This is a genomic window from Streptomyces sp. P1-3, assembly GCF_050613155.1.
Taxonomy (GTDB): Bacteria; Actinomycetota; Actinomycetes; order Streptomycetales; family Streptomycetaceae; genus Streptomyces.
This window is the reverse complement of record NZ_CP192512.1, coordinates 3,011,646-3,030,124: the sequence shown is the minus strand read 5'-3', so window position 1 is coordinate 3,030,124 and position 18,479 is coordinate 3,011,646. Positions and strand designations below refer to the sequence as shown.

General features: G+C 73.3%; 14 protein-coding genes. 8 read left to right on the top strand and 6 right to left on the bottom strand.

What is annotated here, in order from left to right; all coding sequences use genetic code 11:
- The first annotated feature begins 130 nt into the window (after positions 1 to 130).
- The 4 genes from ACQUSR_RS12600 to ACQUSR_RS12585 all read left to right on the top strand — a co-directional run bounded on the left by ACQUSR_RS12600 (position 131) and on the right by ACQUSR_RS12585 (position 6,943).
- Positions 131 to 2,173 (top strand): MFS transporter, encoded by a 2,043-nt coding sequence (locus ACQUSR_RS12600; protein ID WP_431042668.1) that lies wholly within the window; start codon positions 131 to 133, stop codon positions 2,171 to 2,173.
- Positions 2,174 to 2,288: 115 nt separating this feature from the next.
- Positions 2,289 to 2,690, top strand: coding sequence for an effector-associated constant component EACC1 (locus tag ACQUSR_RS12595; RefSeq protein WP_431042667.1), 402 nt, complete (start codon positions 2,289 to 2,291; stop codon positions 2,688 to 2,690).
- Positions 2,691 to 2,693: 3 nt separating this feature from the next.
- Entirely contained in the window at positions 2,694 to 5,510 is a 2,817-nt protein-coding gene (locus ACQUSR_RS12590; RefSeq protein WP_431042666.1) for a VWA domain-containing protein, read from the top strand.
- Positions 5,510 to 6,943, top strand: coding sequence for an extracellular solute-binding protein (locus ACQUSR_RS12585; protein WP_431042665.1), 1,434 nt, complete (start codon positions 5,510 to 5,512; stop codon positions 6,941 to 6,943). Before ACQUSR_RS12590 ends, ACQUSR_RS12585 begins: the two co-directional genes overlap by 1 nt.
- Before the next feature lie 34 nt (positions 6,944 to 6,977).
- Here the strand turns inward: ACQUSR_RS12585 and ACQUSR_RS12580 are convergent, their stop codons facing one another.
- On the bottom strand, positions 6,978 to 7,544 hold the full coding sequence (locus ACQUSR_RS12580) for a CGNR zinc finger domain-containing protein (RefSeq protein WP_431042664.1): 567 nt from the start codon (positions 7,542 to 7,544) through the stop codon (positions 6,978 to 6,980).
- A 137-nt stretch (positions 7,545 to 7,681) separates the two neighbouring features.
- Between ACQUSR_RS12580 and ACQUSR_RS12575 the strand changes: the two genes are divergently transcribed.
- Complete coding sequence (locus ACQUSR_RS12575) at positions 7,682 to 9,052, top strand: MFS transporter (RefSeq protein WP_431042663.1); 1,371 nt, start codon at positions 7,682 to 7,684, stop codon at positions 9,050 to 9,052.
- On the opposite strand, the gene ACQUSR_RS12570 is transcribed toward ACQUSR_RS12575, so the two are convergent.
- Complete coding sequence (locus ACQUSR_RS12570) at positions 9,013 to 10,842, bottom strand: hydroxysqualene dehydroxylase (protein WP_431042662.1); 1,830 nt, start codon at positions 10,840 to 10,842, stop codon at positions 9,013 to 9,015. The two genes, ACQUSR_RS12575 and ACQUSR_RS12570, sit on opposite strands and share 40 nt — an antisense overlap.
- Before the next feature lie 137 nt (positions 10,843 to 10,979).
- Here ACQUSR_RS12570 and ACQUSR_RS12565 point away from each other — a divergent pair, with 137 nt between their 5' ends.
- Entirely contained in the window at positions 10,980 to 12,194 is a 1,215-nt protein-coding gene (locus tag ACQUSR_RS12565; RefSeq protein ID WP_431042661.1) for a threonine synthase, read from the top strand.
- Between the two features lie 102 nt (positions 12,195 to 12,296).
- On the opposite strand, the gene recQ is transcribed toward ACQUSR_RS12565, so the two are convergent.
- Together recQ and ACQUSR_RS12555 are read right to left on the bottom strand one after the other, a co-directional pair.
- Positions 12,297 to 14,324, bottom strand: coding sequence for a DNA helicase RecQ (gene recQ / locus ACQUSR_RS12560; RefSeq protein ID WP_431042660.1), 2,028 nt, complete (start codon positions 14,322 to 14,324; stop codon positions 12,297 to 12,299).
- A gap of 211 nt (positions 14,325 to 14,535) precedes the next feature.
- On the bottom strand, positions 14,536 to 15,156 hold the full coding sequence (locus ACQUSR_RS12555) for a TetR/AcrR family transcriptional regulator (RefSeq protein WP_431042659.1): 621 nt from the start codon (positions 15,154 to 15,156) through the stop codon (positions 14,536 to 14,538).
- A gap of 170 nt (positions 15,157 to 15,326) precedes the next feature.
- Here ACQUSR_RS12555 and ACQUSR_RS12550 point away from each other — a divergent pair, with 170 nt between their 5' ends.
- Complete coding sequence (locus ACQUSR_RS12550) at positions 15,327 to 16,154, top strand: NAD(P)H-binding protein (protein WP_431042658.1); 828 nt, start codon at positions 15,327 to 15,329, stop codon at positions 16,152 to 16,154.
- Between the two features lie 100 nt (positions 16,155 to 16,254).
- Here the strand turns inward: ACQUSR_RS12550 and ACQUSR_RS12545 are convergent, their stop codons facing one another.
- Complete coding sequence (locus ACQUSR_RS12545; protein ID WP_431042657.1) at positions 16,255 to 17,202, bottom strand: NADP-dependent oxidoreductase; 948 nt, start codon at positions 17,200 to 17,202, stop codon at positions 16,255 to 16,257.
- Between the two features lie 94 nt (positions 17,203 to 17,296).
- On the opposite strand from ACQUSR_RS12545, the gene ACQUSR_RS12540 reads away from it, so the two are divergent.
- Positions 17,297 to 18,307 (top strand): GlxA family transcriptional regulator, encoded by a 1,011-nt coding sequence (locus tag ACQUSR_RS12540; RefSeq protein WP_431042656.1) that lies wholly within the window; start codon positions 17,297 to 17,299, stop codon positions 18,305 to 18,307.
- Here ACQUSR_RS12540 and ACQUSR_RS12535 read toward each other — a convergent pair.
- Positions 18,304 to 18,477 (bottom strand): hypothetical protein, encoded by a 174-nt coding sequence (locus tag ACQUSR_RS12535; RefSeq protein WP_431042655.1) that lies wholly within the window; start codon positions 18,475 to 18,477, stop codon positions 18,304 to 18,306. The genes ACQUSR_RS12540 and ACQUSR_RS12535 overlap by 4 nt on opposite strands.
- Positions 18,478 to 18,479 lie beyond the last annotated feature (2 nt).

The following is an 18,479-nucleotide window of genomic DNA, read 5'->3' as shown; positions in this document are numbered from 1 at the left end:
CGCGCGTGCTAGCGTCGCCGCGGCTCCGCCCCGGCCTCGGGCCGCCCGTGCCGGGCGACGGAGACCGGGAGAGCCGGGACACTGTTGTTGACGAGGGGGAGACCTCGGGGGAAGACGGGGAGAGGCGCAAGTGACCACCGTGGATCCGGCACGGGCCCAGCAGAGCGGCAACCGTGCTGACGGCGCCGGCGAGCGCGTACGCGTTCCCGGGCCGCGCCGCCCCGAGGAGACCGACGCCACCGCGACCGCCGACGGCGCGGTCGGTGCGGACGCCCTCGATGGCTCGGACGCGTCCGACGGCACGGACGCCCGTGACGGCGCCGACGCCGCCGCGACCGCCGACGCCCCGGTCGGTGCGGACGCCCCCGACGGCGCCGGCACCCCGGACGGCCGCGGCCAGGACACCCGTCGGGCGCCTGGCTGGCGCGGGCGTATCCGGAGCGTAATCTTCCATCCTGTGCCCGCCGCATTGATCCTCGCTGCGCTGCTGCACCTGCTGTGGGTCGTGCTGCTGGCCAACAGCGGTGGCGACCTGGCAGCCCAGGACGCGTGGGCGGAGTTCGCGCTCCAGCACCCGGACCTGGCGTACAACCTCAGCTGGTACGGCGGCATGCACCCCGTCTCGTACAGCGTCATCTCGCCGCACCTGATGGCCGCCCTCGGCGTCCGTACGACGATGATGATCGCGGGAACGATCTCGGCCGGGCTGCTGGCGCTGCTGGTCATCCGCAGCCGTGCCGTCACCCGGCCGATGCCGGTGGCGCTCTACGGCACGTTCGCACTGATCTGCAACGCCATCTCGGGCCGGGTCACCTTCGGGCTCGGCGCGATGTTCGGCCTCGGCGCCCTCGCGGTGATCTTCGCCTGGCCCACCAAGTGGCGCTCCCACAAGTGGAGCCACAAGTTCGCGCGGGCCTCGCTGGCCGCCCTGCTCTCCGCGCTGGCGACCATGTCCAGCCCGGTCGCGGGCCTGTTCGTGGGCGTGGTGGCCGCCGCGCTGTGGCTGACCAAGCGGCGCCCCGCCGCGTACGCGCTCGGCGTCACCCCGGTGATCGTGGTCGGTCTTTCGGCCTGGCTCTTCCCGTTCTCCGGGACGCAACCGATGTCGATCGGGTCCGCGATCCTGCCGCTGGTCTCCGCCGTCGGCGCCTTCCTCTGCCCGAAGGAGTGGCGCACGGTCCGTATCGGCGCCGTCCTGTACGGCATCGGCACCATCCTGACCTGGCTGATCCCCTCGCAGATCGGCACCAATATCACCCGCCTCGGCATGATCTTCGGCGGCGTGGTGATGCTGGCAGCGCTCACCGTGTACCGGCGGCCCGCGCGCGAGGAGGTGCGCACGACGCCGTACGGCCGCAAGTGGCTGGCGCTCGTGCTGGCCCTGACGACGATCACGATCTGGCAGCTGGTGAAGACCGGCGACGACATCATCCACGCCAAGCCCGACGCGGCCTGGAACCGCGAGCTGGCGCCGCTGGTCGACCAGCTCAAGCGGGTCGAGGCCGACCGCGGCCGGGTTGAGGTGGTCCCGGTCCGCAGCCACCGCGAGTCCTCCGCCCTCGCCCCGTACGTCAACCTGGCGCGCGGCTGGAACCGCCAGGCGGACAAGGAGCGCAACCCGCTCTTCTACGAGAACGAGGACAGGCCGCTGGACCCGGACGCCTACCGGGCCTGGCTCAACCGGTGGGCCGTGCACTACGTGGTGCTGCCCAAGGACGAACCCGACCACGCCGCCAAGCAGGAGGCCGAGCTGATCACGGGCGGCGTGCCGTACCTGCGCGAGGTGTGGTCGGACGGCAACTGGAAGCTGTACAAGGTCAGCGAGCCCACACCGATCGCCGACCCGCCCGCCACCGTGGTGCGCGCGGGCGCCGACCAGCTGGAGCTCACGGTGGAGTCCGAGGGCCCGGTGCTCATCCGCATCCCGTACACGCGGTGGCTGGCCCTGGTCGACGCCGACGGCGACGGCATCAAGGCCCCCAGCAGCGGCAAGGACGGCGGCCCGCCGGTCAACCGCAACGGCTGTCTGACCAACCAGGTCCAGAAGGCGGCCGAAGGCGAGCCCGAGGACGAGTGGACGGTCCTGCACGCCCCGCGTCCGGGGACGTACCGGATCGCCGCCCCCTACCAGATCCCGCCCGGCACGCACTGCCCGGACGACATGGTGGAGTGACGGCCGGTATAACCGTGCTCTGCGCGACTCTGGCGCAACCGTCCGTGAGCCCTGAGACTTGGGATCGCGGACGCGCCCGGGGGAGACGCGCACGACGAGGGGACGGGACGTAGCTGTGCCACGACAGAGCATGGTGATCGACGTCAGAGGCGGTACGGCCCAGGACGCGGAACTGCGCGGCATCGCGGGCTGGCTGCAGGACGAGGAGGACTTCGCCCGCGACTGGGAGTTCACCGTCAGGCCCGCCCAGGGCACCGCCGGCATCGCCCAGGACCTGGCCATCGCCCTCACCACCACGGTGCTGAGCGAGGCGGCCAGGTCACTGGTGAACGCGCTGGCGGGCTGGATGAGCACCCGGCGGCGGCTGGGCCAGGGCGAGCCGACCGTGGTGGAGGTGCGGGTGCCCGGCCGGGCACCGGTGGAGATCACCGAGGACGACCTGACCGCCGAGAAGGTGCCGGATCTCGTCCAACGGATCTGGGAGGAGCTGGAAGCCGCGACGTCCGGCGAGGAGTGAGCGGTGACCGGACAGGTCCCGAACAGAGCCGGGTCCCGGGCACTGCTGGTCGGCATCCCGTCCGTCCGCAAGGGCGGCTTCGACAAGCTGTCGTATGTGAGTGCGGACCTCGCGGCCCTCAAGAGCGCGCTGTGCGACGGTCCGGACGCCCTTCTGGCCCCCGAGCAGGTACAGGTGCTGGAGTCCCCCAGCCGCGGCACCTGGTACCGGGAGCTGCAGAACGCGGCGGAGCAGGCCGGCGACCTGCTGCTGTGCTACTTCGTCGGCCACGGCTACCGGCACGCGCTGCAGAACGTCCTCTATCTGATGACGAAGGACGCCGACCTCGACGGTGACCTGAGCGGCACCGCGCTGGCCTGGTCCGACGTGCTGGCCGCCGTGGGCGGGGCCAAGGGAGGGCGGGCCAAGGTCGGCCGGGCCGTCTTCCTCCTCGACTGCTGCTACTCCGGCATGGCCGCCGAGGAACACGGCGGCGGCGAGCGCGGCCACTACATCCTGGCCTCCGTCCCGCCGACCAAGACCCAGCCGTCGGACCCGGTGCCCGGCGGCGGCCTGAGCTACTTCACCGACGCGATCGTCACCGCGATGAGGGAGGGCGGCGCGGCGGAGACCGGCGGGCTCACGATGCACGAGCTGTTCAACCGGCTGGGCGCCGAGGCGCCCTCCTGGCCCGCCCCCAACGTCACCGACGAGTGGGGGCCGCGCAACGGCAGCGGCGGGGACGGGCCGGACATCGTCGTCTCGCGCCGTACGGTGCGGGGCGCCGGTGACGGCGCCGCCACCGGCGCGGGTGCCGACGGCGCGCCGGCGTCGGCGGGCGCGGGCTCCGACCCGGGCGGGGCCAGGGCATGGCGCCAGTGGGCCGCTCGTCATCGGCGGCCCGTCATCGCGGGCTTACTCGGCCTGGCGCTGCTCGCCGGAGCACTGGTCCACCAGCTGCGGCCCGGCGGCTCCGCGGCCGCCGCCTCGTGCCGGCCGCCCCTGGAACTCCGGCTGCTGACCTCCACCGAGAACCGCGCGGCCGTGTCGCGGGCCGTCGCCGAGTACACCGCCTCCGCCGCCAACCGCCGAGCGCTGGACGCCAACGACCACGCCCCGGACACCTGCCGCCGTACCAACATCACCGTCTACGAGGCCGCGTCCGGCGACATCGTGGGCGCGTTCGGGGCCACCCGCACCTGGGCCGGGGTGGAGAAGCCGGGCTCCGGAGACTGCCGGTCCGCCGACGCGGACAACGACGCACGGGACAAGGACGCGCGGGGCGACGGGGGCGGCGACGGCGGGCGCGGCGGTGACGGGGGCGGCGACGGGCGCGGCGGCGGTCCGTACGAGGCACCCTGCCAGGACCCGCTCCAGGACGTCGGCCCGCAGCCCGACCTCGTCGCCGTGGGCTCCAGCGCCGAACTCGAGCGCGTCGCCGACCAGCTGAAGCGCTCCCCGGGACCCGCCTCGCTGGCGGAGCTGGGGCCGGCCGGATACTCCCCGCTGGTGCTCGCCGTCCCCGCCTCGCTGGAGGACGAGTTGCGCGCGGAAGGCGTCGACCGCACCGGCAGCACCTGGCAGGAGCTGCTGACCGCACTGCGCGCGGTCGACGGCGACCTGCCGCTGCTGCGCCCGGACCCGGCCTCCTCCGAGACCGGTCTGCTGCACACGATCGGCCTGTACGAGGCGCGCGACGGAGTGCTGCGCGGCGGTGCCGCACGCGATCCGGGCTGGGCGGAGGGCCGGGTGGACAGCCGTTACGCACCGGTGGCGGACGCCGACACCCTCGTCTGCGACCTGGCCGCGGGTTCAGGGGGGCTGCCCCGGCTCGGCAAGGCCGCCGTGCTGGTCTCGGAGAAGGCCGTCGCCGACTACAACCTCGGCAAGCGGCCCGGCTCGACCTGCGACAACAGCAAGCCCATCGACGACGCCGAGCGGCTGCTCGCGTACTACCCCAAGGGCGTGCCCGCGCTCGACCTGCCCTTCGCCGAGGTGCGGTGGAAGGGCACCGGGGACGGCGCCCGGCGCAGCGCGGCCGCCCGCGTGTTCCACGAGTGGATCACCGGCGAGGGCCGGGACCACTTCCTGGACGGACTGGTGCGCGGCGTCGACGGCGACCGGCCGGGCCGTGGGGCCGGCCAGGCGTGGGCCGACACCGAAGCGGCCGGCGTGCTGGCCGAAGCCGAGGTGACGGCCGCCGACCCCGACGGCGCCACGGCCGCCCGCGCGGCCGCCGACTACGCCGCCACCCTCGACCCGGGCCAGGTGCTCTTCCTGGTCGACAACTCCGGTTCCATGGCCACGGGAGGGAAACTCGGCACGGTGGACCGTGTGCTGCACCGCGCCCTGACCGCCCTCGGCCCGGAGGACCGATACGGCATCTGGTCCTACCCGAAGTCCGCCGACGAGCCGGAGGCGGTCCGCACGGTGGTGCCGCCCGGCACCCCGGGCCTGGACCGGGGCGCGGCGCTGGACTGGGTGGAGTCGCTGTCCAGCGCCCGTATGGTCCCGAAAGGAGCCGCCGTCTACGAGGCCCTGGAAGCGGCGGCGCGCGAGCTGCGCGGCGCCAGGTCCCCGGTGATCGTACTGATCACCGACGGCGACAACCGCCCGGCGGGGGACGGGGTCGCCGACGAGATCAACCACTGGCATGAGGTGAGGGGGCGGCAGGACACCCCGGACGTCCTGGTGGTGTCGGTGCGCCCGGCCGGCTGCGACGAAGAGGCCCAGATCGTCACCGGTGGCGCGGACTCCTTCTGCTTCTCCGGGCCCGGTGAGCGCGTCGCCCGGCAGCTCGCGGACCGGCTCGGCGAGTACGTGCAGGGAGGGGGCGCGTGATGACGGGGCGTGTGATGACGGGGCGGGTGACGAGGGAAGGGCGGAGGAGCGTCTTCGGCACCGCGGCCGCGGCGAGCGCGCTGCTCCTGATCTGCGCCGCCTGCACCTCGGGCGGCGCGGGGGACGACGGGGCGGTGCCGCCGCCCCAGGGCGCCTCGGGACCGGCCGCCACCCACCGCGTGCTGCGGGTGGCCACCGCATCCGACGTCTCCGTCGGGCCGGTGCGCGAGCGGCTGATCGAGGCATGGGACAAGAGCCGCGACGACTACACGGTGGAGATCGTCAAGCTGCCGGTCGCCGCCGACGGGGTGCGCAGCCAGCTCGTCGCCGCCCTCCAGTCGGGCAGCGCCGACTACGACGTCGTCAACATCGACGTGGCGTGGACGGCGGAGTTCGCGGCGGGCGGGCTCATCCGCCCGCTGGCGGGCGGGCTGCCGGACGACATGTGGCCGCGGGTGGCCGAGACCGCGCGCTACGACGGCAGGACGTGGGCCGTCCCGTTCAACACCGACGCCGGACTGCTCTACTACCGCACCGACATCTGGAAGGACCGGAACTGGCGCCCGCCGAGCACGTGGGGCGCGCTGGAGCTGGACGTGATCAACGCGACGACCCCGGACCGCGCCGAGAAGCTGTTCGAGGACGGCTACATCACCCAGCTCGGGCCGTACGAAGGCTTGACCGTCAACGCCCAGGAGGCGGTGTGGGCGCGTGGCGGCGAGCTGGTGAACAGCGAGGGAGAGGTGACGGCCGCCAGCGCGGAGGTCCAGAACGGCCTGGCCGACCTGTACCGCCAGTACGAGTCGATCATGCCGAAGGGGCTGGCGCGCAACGCCGACGAGCACGACAGCATGGTCGCGTTCCGCGACGGCAAGGTCCCCTTCATGCGCAACTGGCCGTACGTGTACAACCTCCTCGACGCACGGGGCTCGAAGGTCCGGCACAGATTCGGGGTGGCACCGCTGCCGGGCCGCGGCGACGGCAAGGCCGGCGTCTCGGTGCTCGGCGGCCAGAACCTCGCCATCACCGCGAACAGCGAACAGGAGGAGGCGCGTGCGGCACGGGAGCTGCTGGACTACCTCACCCGGCCCGAGCAGCAGCGCTGCCTGCTGGAATACGGCTTCGCGCCGGTCCTGAAGTCGTCGTACGACCCGTCGGGTACGGTCGCGTGCTCACTGCCGGAGGACGGCGGCGGAAGCGGGGAGGAGCAGCGGGCCGGGCCGGAGCACGGGAAGAACGGGCTCCCGCCGTACGCGGCACCGCTGCGCCGGGCGCTGGAGACGGCGCGCCCGCGCCCGGTGACGCCGTACTACGCGGCGTTCACCGAGCTGGTCCAGACGGAGGTGCACGGCCTGCTGACGGACGGCACGGACCAGGAGACGGTCGCGACCGAGCTGTCGCGGCGGCTGCGGCCGGTGATGAAGGGCGGCTGAGGCCTGGCCGGACTGGCCGCCGAGGATGCCGGACTCAGGACCTGCCCTGGTGCGACCGCTCGGCGGCGGCCGCCTGTCGCAGCGCGTGCGTGCGGGCCTTGGCGCGGTTGCCGCACACGGACATCGAGCACCACCGGCGGCTGCGGTTCTTGGACACGTCCCAGAACACCTCCGCGCAGGTGTGCTCGGCACACCGCTTGAGCCGGGCGGCCTCCCCGGTGGCGATCAGCCGCGCCCAGGCGAGCGCCACCGCGGCCAGCGCCCGCCGGACCGGCGGCAGCCCGGGGCCCGGGGTATCGGCACCGCCGACCACGGTGACCAGGACCGGCAGCATGCCCAGCGCGTCGTCGGCCGCCGCGACCAGTGCCGGATCGGGCAGGTCACCGACATGCGTCCCCAGCACCTCGCGGAGTCCGGCGCGCAACCGCAGCGCGAGGGCGTGATCCTCGGCGGTCACGCGGCGGGCCCGGTCGAACAACCCCTGGTCGAGCAGCCAGGTGGCGAGCCCGGCGGGCGAGGCGAGGGCGTCGGTGCCCGCGTCCACGTCGAGGGTGTTGGCGAACGCCTCGATGAGTTGGGCCGAGGCCGGGGCCTGGAGCATCTGTCACCTCCCTGGCCTCCCACCCTACCGCGCTAACCGGCTAACGGTTTTGGTGGTGGCGCGCGAGCCGCGTCCTGTGCCAGACTCGTATCCATCAACCGGCTAACTCGATAGACGGTTAGGGAGGGGGAGGGTTGATGGTCGGACAAGCCGTGCTCTCCGCGCCGGGAGGCGGAGCGGAGACGGGTGCCGCCGAGCCGGGCCCGGCCGCCGAGGAGCGGCGCGGCAGGCGCAACACCGTGGTCCTGCTGGCGTTCACCGCGATCACCAACCTCGCGGACGGCGTCACCAAGATCGCCCTGCCGCTGCTGGCGGCCCGGGAGACCGGGTCGCCGACCCTGGTGGCGGCGGTATCGCTCACCTTGTCGCTGCCCTGGCTGCTGGTCGCCCTGCACGTCGGCGTCCTGGTCGACCGGTGCGACCGCCGCCGGCTGCTGTGGGTCGCCGACGCGACGCGACTGCTCGCGGTGGGCGCGTTGTTCTGGGCCGTCGCGGGGGATCGGCTGTCCATACCGTTCCTTTGTGCGGCTGGCGCGGTCCTCGGCGTCGCGGAGGTCGTCGCTCTCACCGCGGCCGGCGCCGCGATCCCCTCCCTGGTTCCGCCCGCCGGACGGGAGCGTGCCAACGCGTGGATCGCCGGGGCGGAGACGGTCTGCAACGAGTTCTGCGGACCGTTCGTGGGCGGACTGCTGCTCGCGGCCGGGGCGGGCTTCGCCCTCGGCGTGACGTGGGCGTCCTACCTCGCGTCCTCACTGCTGCTCCTGCTGCTGGTGGGCCGGTTCCGGGCCGTGTGCCAGCAGCCCGAACAGGGGCGGGCTCCCGAACAGGGCTGGGCTGAGGGCGGGGGTGGCAACGGCGATGGCCGGTCGCTCCACCGGGACATCGCCGCGGGGCTGCGTTTCGTATGGCGGCAGCGGCTGCTGCGCACGATGTCGCTCATCCTCACGGTCCTGTGTGCCTGCTGGGGCGGGTGGCTGGCGCTGATGCCGCTGTACGCCACCACGACCATGGGGCTGACGGCGCGTGAGTACGGCACCGTCCTCAGCGCGCTCGGCCTCGGCGGCCTCGTGGGCGCCGTCGTCGTCACCCGGCTCAACCGGCGCCTGGGTCGCCGCCGGGTGATGTTCGCCGATCTGATCGGCACCCTGGCGATGATGGCCGTGCCCGCCCTCACCACCGACGTGTGGGCCGTCGCCGCGGCCACGTTCGCCGGCGGGATGGGCGGCACCCTGTGGTCGGTCAACGCCCGCACCCTCAGCCAGCAGCTGGTCCCCGACCACATGCTCGGCCGCACCAACGCGGTCAGCCGCCTCTTCAGCTGGGGCGCCATGCCGGTCGGGGCGGGAGCGATCGGCGTCCTGGCCGAATGGCTCGGCCCGCGACCGGCGTTCCTGGCCTTCGCGGTCGCGGTGGCCGCCACCGTCCCGTTCTTCCTGCGGGTGCCGATACCGGGCGCGGCGGCGACCGGTCAGCCGATATCGAAGACGTTGCGCAGCCCCAGCGCGTAGCGGGTCTCGTCGTGCTGCTTCAGGTGTGCCAGTTCCGGCGGCTGGAACAGCGTCTGGATCTCGCACCGTGCCGCGCTCGAACCGTCCGCCTCCAGCAGGGCGTTGACCGCCGCCCGGCCCGTCTCGTTGGCGCCCTCCATGGTGGCGAGGTCCATGTCGTTGCGCACGTAGTCGCCCGCGAGGAAGAGATTGGGCACGGCGGTCCGGGCGGTGGGGCGGTTGTGGAGGGTGCCGGCCGGGTGGACCAGCAGCTGCTCGTCGTTGGTGGGACGCGGGCCGCCGAGGCCGTCGACGGCCGGGTCCATGAACCAGGAGTGGATCAGCTCGTCGCGGAGCACGGTGCGGCCCCGGTCGTTCAGTGCCGACTTCATCTGCGCCCACACCTCCTTGACGACCTCCTCCTTCGTGCACTCCTTGGCCGTCTTGCCGTACAGGATCCCCGGCTTGTCCCACTCCGAGACGATGGTCGAGAAGCAGTCGGCCGCCGTTCCGTCGCCGTAGTCGGCGGCGAAGTCCCGGTCGGGCCACATCTGCGACTGGCTGATGGAGGTGAGGGACCACGGCGAGTCGATGTAGTTGACGTGGCCGTGCACGATCGGGACCGGCTCGCGCAGATAGAACTGGACGCCGGTCATCCAGTCCGTCGCCAGCGCGTCGCAGCGCCCCAGCCGGGGGTCGGCGGAGCGCAGCGCGGGCCCCCAGGTGCCGCGTGCGTGCTCCACCGGAACCGCGCTGACGAAGTGGTCGGCGGTGACCGTGCGGCGGGCACCGGTCGCCGCGTCCTCGATCACCGCACCGGTGATCCGCTCGCCGTCGTAGACCAGCTCGCGCAGGGGTGCGCCGGTCACGAAGCGCACGCCGAGTGCGCGCAGATGCCTCACCCACGGGTCGATCCACGCCTCGTTGGTCGGCGCGTTCAGCACCCGGTCGGGCTGGCCGTCGTTCCCTCGGGCGAGGATGTTGTAGAGGAACGCCTCGAAGACGTGCGCGACCGTGTGGGTGCTGGCCTCCTCCGCCTTGGTGGCCACGATGTTGCGGGTGAAGCCGACAGCCAGCAGCCGCTGGTAGTCGTAGGACATCTTCTCGGCCCGGATGTACTCCCACCACCGGGTGCGCTCCCAGCTCTCGGTGCGCCGCCGCTCGCAGCTCGTCAGATAGACCAGCAGGCGCTCCGCGAAGTACGCGACCTCGGTGGCGGGCAGCCGCAGTGCCGTGTCGAAGAGTCCGGTGAGCACCTGGAGCAGCGCCTCGGGGGTGAGGCGGCCGGGTGGCGCGTCGACCGTGCGGAACGGCAGCCGCAGCTCCGGACGCCCGCCGGTACGGGCCATCAGTTCCTCGGTCACGTCGACCAGGTTGCTCTTGCAGCCGTCGGCGTTGCCGGGGAAGGGGATGCGGCTGAGCGTGTCCGGGAGGTTCATGTAGAAGCCGGGGAAGAAGCGGAACCCGTGCTCGCCGGGAAGCGGGCGCCGCCCGCCGGTGCCGGTGCCGGGTACGTCCATGCTGCGGGCCTTGCCGCCGAGGGCGGTCTTGCGCTCGTAGACGGTGACGCGGTAGCCGCGCTCGGCCAGTTCGTGGGCGGCGGTCAGCCCGGCGACGCCACCGCCGAGCACCACCACGGCGCGGGCCGCGGTCCTGCGGCGGGTGGCGCGCGGACCGGCGGCGTCCGAGGCGGCGGCGGCCGGGCCGGGCGAGGCGAGACCGGCGCCTGCGCCGCCCGCGGCGGCCGTGCCCGCGACGGCGAGGAAGTGGCGTCGGGAAGTGCGGGCGGCGTCGCTGCCGGTGGCGTCCATGGGGCTCCCCGGTGTCGGGCGTGCAAGGTCATGTCCATGGCGTGCGGTCGCGCAGTGTATGGCCGCGCCCGTCAACTGGGAAGCGGCGCGGCGCAGTTATGCGCCACGGACGTGCTCGGCGCCTAGACTCGGAGCCCATGAGCACATCCGACTCGCTGGCCACGGGGCAGCGTTCCCTGGGCGACAGGGACGTCAGCTTCCCGCTGTGGCCTCCGCTCACGGCGGGCTGCCCCCGGACGAGCACGCCCGAGATCGCGTTCCCCGTCGAGGTCGACTACGCGTACGACAAGGTGCCCGACGGCCTGTTCGGGCCATCCGCCTCGGCGCGCGGCGGCTTGGAGCGGTGGGCGCCGCTGCTCCCGCCGCTCACCGCACTGGGCCTCGGCGAGGGCGGCACCCCGCTCGTCGACCTCGGCGACGGCGTCTATCTCAAGGACGAGTCGCGCAATCCCACCTGGAGCCACAAGGACCGGCTGAACCGCTGCACCGTCAGCGCCGCCCTCGGCGTGGGCGCGGAAGGGGTCGTCGTCGCCTCCTCCGGCAACCACGGCGCGTCGGCGGCGGCGTTCGCGGCCCGCGCCGGGCTGCGCTGCGTCCTGCTCGCCACCGCGGGCGCGCCCCCGGCCGTCGACACGTTCCTGAACGCCTACGGGGCCGTGGTCCTGCCGGTCCCCGGCGACGCGCGCTGGCCGCTGATGCGGCAGATCGTCGACCGGTACGGCTACCACCCGGTCAGCAACCTCACGGTGACGCACACCGGACACCCCTTCGGCCCCGAGGGCTACAAGACCATCGCGTACGAGATCTTCGCCGAACTCGGCGTCCCAGCCGCGGTGTTCGTGCCGGTCGGCTACGGCGAACTGCTCTTCGGCGTCTGGAAGGGCTTCACCGAACTGCGCCGCCTCGGCCTGACCCGCGACGTCCCACGGATGTACGGCTGCGAACCCGCCGCCGGCGGCCCCCTCCACGCCGCACTGCGTCAGGGCCGCCCCGCCGCCACCGTCTCCGTGGGGCCGACCGCGGCGTACGCCATCGACAGCTCGGTGGGCGGCTACCGCGCGGTGGTCGCGGTCCGCGAGAGCGGCGGTGGCGGGCTGCTCGTCACGGACGAGGAGATGACGGCGGCCCAGACCGAACTGGCACACCAGGGCCTGTGGGTGGAGCTGTCCAGCGCCGCGTCCCTGGCCGGACTGCGCGGCATCGACCGGGAGGACCTCGGCGGGCCGGTGGTCTGCGTCTCCACCTCCAGCGGCTTCAAGGGCCAGGGGGTCGGTGCCCGTCCCGCCGAGACGGTGGACCCGACCTGGGAGGAAGTCGAACGCCGCCTGCGAGCGGCGGGCATCCGCGCCTGAGCGGCCGAGGGGCCCGAGCGGCCGAGGGCTCGAGGAGCGTCTATGCGGTCTAGCAGCTCCGTCAGGTCCCGAGGGGAGAGCTCTCCGCCTCGGGCCCCGCCGTCACCAGCCCAGGTCGTCCTCGGGGGCCGGTTCCTCCTCCTCCGGAGGGGCCTCGTCCTCCCAGACGACGTCCGCCCGCGGTGCCGCGCCCTCCGCCGGGGCCCCGCCCGTGTCCGGGCCGCCGGAGGACGGCGCAGGGGCGGCGCCGTCCGACAGGACGTCCAGGAGCTGCTCCCCGTACTTCGCCAGCTTGCTCTCGCCGACGCCGCTCACCGTGCCCAGGTCGGCGAGGGCGACCGGCGCGCCCGGTGCCAGCGTCGCGATCCCGCGGAGGGTCGCGTCGTGGAAGATCACGTACGCGGGCACGCCCTGCTCCTTCGCGGTCGCCGCCCGCCAGGCGCGCAGCCGCTCGAAGACCGGCACGGCCTCCTCGGGCAGGTCGGCCGGCGCGGACCGGCGGCTCTTGGCCGCCTTCTCCGCCTTCCCGGCGCGGGCCGTCCGCTCCGGTTCGCGGCGCAGCATCACCGTGCGCTGCCCGCGCAGGACGTCCCCGCTCGCGTCGGTCAGCACCAGCGTGCCGTAGTCGCCCTCGACGGCCAGCAGGCCCTGGGCGAGCAGCTGCCGTACCACGCCGCGCCACTCGGCCTCGCGCAGCTCGGCGCCGATGCCGAAGACGCTCAGCGCGTCGTGGTCGAACTGGATGACCTTGGCCGTCTTCTTGCCGAGCAGGATGTCGGTGATCTGGCCCGCGCCGAACTTCTGGTTCCGCTCCCGCTTGAGCCGTACCACGGTCGACAGCAGCTTCTGCGCGGGAACGGTGCCGTCCCAGGAAGCGGGCGGCGTCAGGCACGTGTCGCAGTTGCCGCACGCCCCGCTGGCCTGCCCGAAGTAGCCCAGCAGCTGCACACGGCGGCATTCGACTGTCTCGCAGAGCGCGAGCATCGCGTCGAGGTGGGCGGACAGGCGGCGGCGGTGGGCGTCGTCGCCATCGGACCCGTCGATCATCTTGCGCTGCTGGACGACGTCCTGGAGCCCGTAGGCGAGCCAGGCCGTGGACGGCTGCCCGTCGCGCCCGGCGCGGCCGGTCTCCTGGTAGTAGCCCTCGACGGACTTGGGCAGGTCGAGGTGGGCCACGAAGCGGACGTCCGGCTTGTCGATGCCCATCCCGAACGCGATGGTGGCGACCATCACCAGGCCGTCCTCGCGCAGGAAGCGCGCCTGGTGCGTGGCGCGCGTGGCCGCGTCGAGTCCGGCGTGGTAGGGCAGCGCGGCGATGCCGCTGTCCACGAGGAACGCGGCGGTCTTCTCGACAGAGGCGCGCGAGAGGCAGTAGACGATGCCCGCCTCGCCGGGGTGCTCGGTGCGCAGCAGCTCCAGGAGCTGCCGTTTGGGGTCGTTCTTCGGCGCGATGCGGTACTGGATGTTCGGACGGTCGAAGCTGGCCACGAAGTGGCGGGCGTCCTGGAGCTTGAGCCGGGAGGCGATCTCCGCGTGGGTGGCCTCGGTGGCGGTGGCGGTCAGCGCGATACGGGGAACGGTCGGCCAGCGTTCGTGCAGCGCGGACAGGGCGAGGTAGTCGGGCCGGAAGTCGTGGCCCCACTGCGCCACGCAGTGCGCCTCGTCGATCGCGAACAGCGCGATGGTGCCCCGGTCCAGCAGCGAAAGTGTGGACTCCACCCGCAGCCGCTCGGGCGCCAGGTAGAGCAGGTCCAGCTCCCCGGCGAGGAACTCCGCCTCGACCAGCCGCCGCTCGTCCAGATCCTGGGTGGAGTTGAGGAATCCGGCGCGCACGCCGAGCGCCTTGAGCGCGTCGACCTGGTCCTGCATGAGAGCGATCAGCGGCGAGACGACCACACCGACGCCCTTACGGACGAGCGCGGGGATCTGGTAGCACAGCGACTTGCCGCCGCCGGTCGGCATCAGGACCAGCGCGTCGCCGCCGCCCGCCACATGCTCGATGATCTCCTGCTGGTCGCCGCGGAAGGCGTCGTAGCCGAAGACGCGGCGCAGGACCTGCGCGGGGTCTCTCGGAGGGGAACCGGGGTCTTCGGCCGGGTCGGGGGAGGACGCCAGGTCGGGGGAGAACATCCGGGCATTCTACGAGCGGCGTGCCGCCCGGTGCGGGGCGATCACAGGATTCGGACACCCTGGGCAGGTCTTATGGGACAACTCTCAGGGGGTACGTCTCGGGTCAGGCGAGACTCAGAGGCACGTCTCAGGCCAGGCGGGCCTCAGGGCATGCCTCAGGTCAGGCGAGCCTCAGGGGCACGTCCTATGGGACATCTCTCAGTGGTACGCCTCAGGCGAGGCGGCGGATGACGCGCCGGAGCTGCTCGGCATAGCGCTCCTGGAACTCCGGCGAGTCCGGCTCGGCCCCGAAGATCCGGCGGGCCTCCTGCGGCATCACGATCGGGGCCGCGACCGCGCCCATGAACAGCAGCAGCATGGCGGCCGGGTCGAGGTCGTCGCCCAGCTCGCCCGCCGCCTGCCGCCGCCGCAGGTCCGACAGGTCCTCCGGGGACTCCTCCTCCCCGATGTCGCCGGTGAGCGCGCGCCAGACGGAAAGGCGGAGACCGCGCGGGTCGGCCAGGTTGTGCCGGAGGTAGGCCGCCACCAGGTCCTCCAGGGGGAGGGCCGGGTCGTTGAAGGCCTCTTCCTCTTCCAGCCACTGGCGGCTGATCTCCTCGTACAGCCCCTCCTTGCCGCCGAAGTAGTAGTTGATCAGCTGCTTGTTGAGCCCGGCCCGGTCGGCGATGTCCTGGACGCGGGCCCCCGCGAACCCCTTGGCGGAGAACTCGTCCTTGGCCGCCTCCAGCAGCAGCCGCCGAGAGCGCTCGGCGTCGATCTTGCGTTCCTCGGGGGCGGGGGTACGGCGGGGCCGCTTCGAGGCGGGCGGTGGCGTCTGGGGCGTTCCGGTCACGGGTTCAGGTTAGCGCTTGTCAGCCGATGGACTGACGACGTCACCCAACTGTTTGTTTGACAGTTTCATCCGTTTGGTTGAACCTGGTGATGCCGGTGGCGGGGGCCATCGGCGCGACGGGGTACGCGCGCCCAGCGCGGGCACGCACGGAAACAGCGGGGAGAATCGTCATGATCGTGGTGACCGGAGCCACCGGGAACGTCGGCCGGTACGTGGTGCGCGAGCTCGCCGGGGCGGGCGCGAAGGTGTGCGCCCTCAGCCGCGACCCGGAGTCGGCCCAGGTGCCCGCCGGGGTGCAGGTGGCGCGCACCGGAGACCTGCCCATGTGCGACGTCCGGGCCCTCTTCCTCAACCCGGCGGTGATCTGGGCGGATGGCCCGGAGGCGTTCCTGCGCCAGGCCTCCTGGCACGGGGTGCGCCGTGTGGTCACCCTCTCCTCGTCCGCCGCCGTCGACGCCGGGCCCGGCAACCCCATCGGCACCCACCACCGGGAGCTGGAACGCGCGATCGAGGATTCCGGGCTGGAGTGGACCCACCTCAGGCCGGGGGCGTTCGCGTCCAACGCGGGCCAGTGGGCCGCGCAGATACGGGCGGGGGACGTCGTCCACGGCCCGTACGCCGACGCCGCGCAGGCGCCGGTGCACGAAGCGGACATCGCCGCGGTCGCCGCCCGCGCCCTGCTCTCCGACGAGCTCGTCGGGTGCGCGCCGGTGCTGAGCGGGCCGCAGTCGCTGACCTTCGCCGAGCAGGTGCGGGTGATCGGGGAGGCGATCGGCCGTCCGCTGCGGTACGAGGAGATCCCGCCGGAGGCGGCGCGCGAGCGCATGGCGGGCGGCGGCCACATGACGCCGGAGATCGCGGACTCGCTGCTGCGGATGTTCGCGGCGGCGGTCGGCCGCCCCGCCGACGTCTCGCCGGAGACCGAGCGCATCACCGGCCGCCCGGGCCGCACGTTCGCCGAGTGGTGCGCGGAGAACGGGCCGCGGCTCTTCGGCTGACGGTCGCCGGGCCGTTCTCCTGGGGGATCCTGGGGGAGGTGCCGGGCCCGTCCGGGGGCCACAGGGAGGGGGCAGCGGGCCGGCCATGCGGTCGCGGGCCTCAGCCGACGGTGAGGACGATCTTGCCCCGGGTCCGGCCCAACTCCCCGTACGCGTGGGCCTTGGCCGCCTCCTCCAGCGGCAGCACGGTGTCGATCTCGGCGCGCAGCTTCCCTTCCTCCACCAGTTGGGCGATCGCTCGCAGCCCCGCCGAGTCCGGCTCGACCACGGTCCAGCCGGTGTGCACCCCGGCCGCCTCGGCCGCGGCTGCCGCCGGCAGGTCGTCCGGTGACGGCAGCGTCACCAGGTGGCCGCCGCGGCGGAGCACGCCGAGGGAGCGTGTTCCGTAGTCGCCGCCGAACGCGTCCAGGACGACGTCCACATCCCGCACCGCCTCGGTGAAGTCCACGCGTGTGTAGTCGATGACTTCGTCGGCGCCGAGCCCGCGCAGGAAGTCGTGCTTCTCGGCGCGGGCCGTCCCGATGACGTATGCGCCTCGCGCCTTGGCGATCTGCACGGCGAGGTGGCCGACGCCGCCCGCGGCCGCGTGGATCAGCACCCGCTGCCCGGCCCGCAGCCCGGCTGTGTCGACCAGGGACTGCCAGGCGGTGAGCGCGGCCAGCGGGAGCGCGGCGGCCTGGACGTGGCCGATGCCGGCCGGCTTGCGGACGAAGCGGCGGGCGGGGGCGGTGACGAACTCGGCGTAGGCGCCCGCCTGTTCCGGGAAGCGCGGCATGCCGAAGACCTCGTCGCCGGGCGCGAAGAGGGTCACGCCGGGGCCGACGGCCTCGACGGTGCCGGAGACGTCGTAACCGAGGGTCGGCGGGTCGCCGACGCGGCCGATGGGGCCGCCCGCACGCACCTTCCAGTCGACGGGGTTCACGCCCGCGGCGCGGACCCGGACCAGGATCTCGGTCAGGCCCGGCTCGGGGCGAGCTACTTCGATCGGGGTCAGGACCTCGGGGGCGCCCCAGGCGCGGGGGCTGACAGCGCGCATCGTCTCGCTCATGTACGTGTCCTCTCTGGTGAGCGGGACACCAGAGTGCGGCGGAACGATCGATCATGGTGTTGGCAGTTTGGTCATGATGCGCCAAGATCTGGCCATGACGGTCAAGGACAGCGACGGGCGCAGGCATCGGGTGGCGGTCCTCGCCCAGGAGGGCGTCTACCCCTTCGAACTGAGCATTCCGTCACGGGTTCTGGGCAACGCCGAGGACGCCGAGGGGCGGCCGCTGTACGAGGTGGTCGTCTGCACCCCGGACGGTTCACCGGTGCGCAGCGACGCCGGGTTCTCGGTGGCGGTCGAGTACGGACCGGAGGCACTGGCGGCCGCGGACACCGTGGTCGTTCCGCCCACCAGCCGGCTCGGTCCCTTCGGGCAGGGCGATCCGCTGCCCCGGCCGACCGCGGCCGCGCTGGCGCGGGTCCGTCCCGGGACCCGCATGGTCTCGATCTGCACCGGCAGTTACGTCCTCGCCGCCGCGGGGCTGCTCGACGGCCGGTCGGCGACCACGCACTGGCAGGTCGCCCAGGACTTCCAGCGCGCCTATCCACGCGTCAAGGTCGACGAGGAGGTGCTCTTCGTGGACGACGGCGACGTCCTGACCGCCGCCGGGGCCGCCGCGGGCGTCGACCTTTGCCTGCACCTCGTACGCCGCGACCACGGCGCCGCCGTCGCCAACCACGTGGCCCGCCGCTGCGTCGTACCGCCGTGGCGGGACGGCGGGCAGGCACAGTTCATCGAACGACCGGTACCCGAACCGACGTCGGCGACCACGGCCGCGACGCGCGCGTGGGCCCTGGAACGGCTCCAGGAACCGCTGACACTCGGTGAACTGGCGGACCACGCCCGGATGAGCCTGCGCACCTTCACCCGCCGCTTCCGCGACGAGGTCGGCCAGACCCCGGGCCGCTGGCTCACCGCCCAGCGCATCGAACTGGCCCGCCAGCTCCTGGAGACCAGCGACCTCCCCATCGATCTGGTCGCTCACCACGCCGGATTCGGCACGGCCAACTCACTCCGCCAGCACATGCGGTCCGTGCTGGGCGTCTCACCGGTCGCCTATCGGCGCACGTTCCAGGCGGGCACCCGGCCGCGCGCGGGGAGCGCCTAGGCCAGGTCGAGGGCTTTGGTGCCCGACAGGATGGGGACGTGCGTGGAGTTTCCGTCTCCGCTGCCGCATGACGGGCTGGTCTCGGCGGTGTTGGAGACGTTGGTTCCGGTCGCGAACCGTCCGTCGCTGCCGGGCACCACCGTCGTGAAGTGGCTGGAGGCCGTGCCCAAAC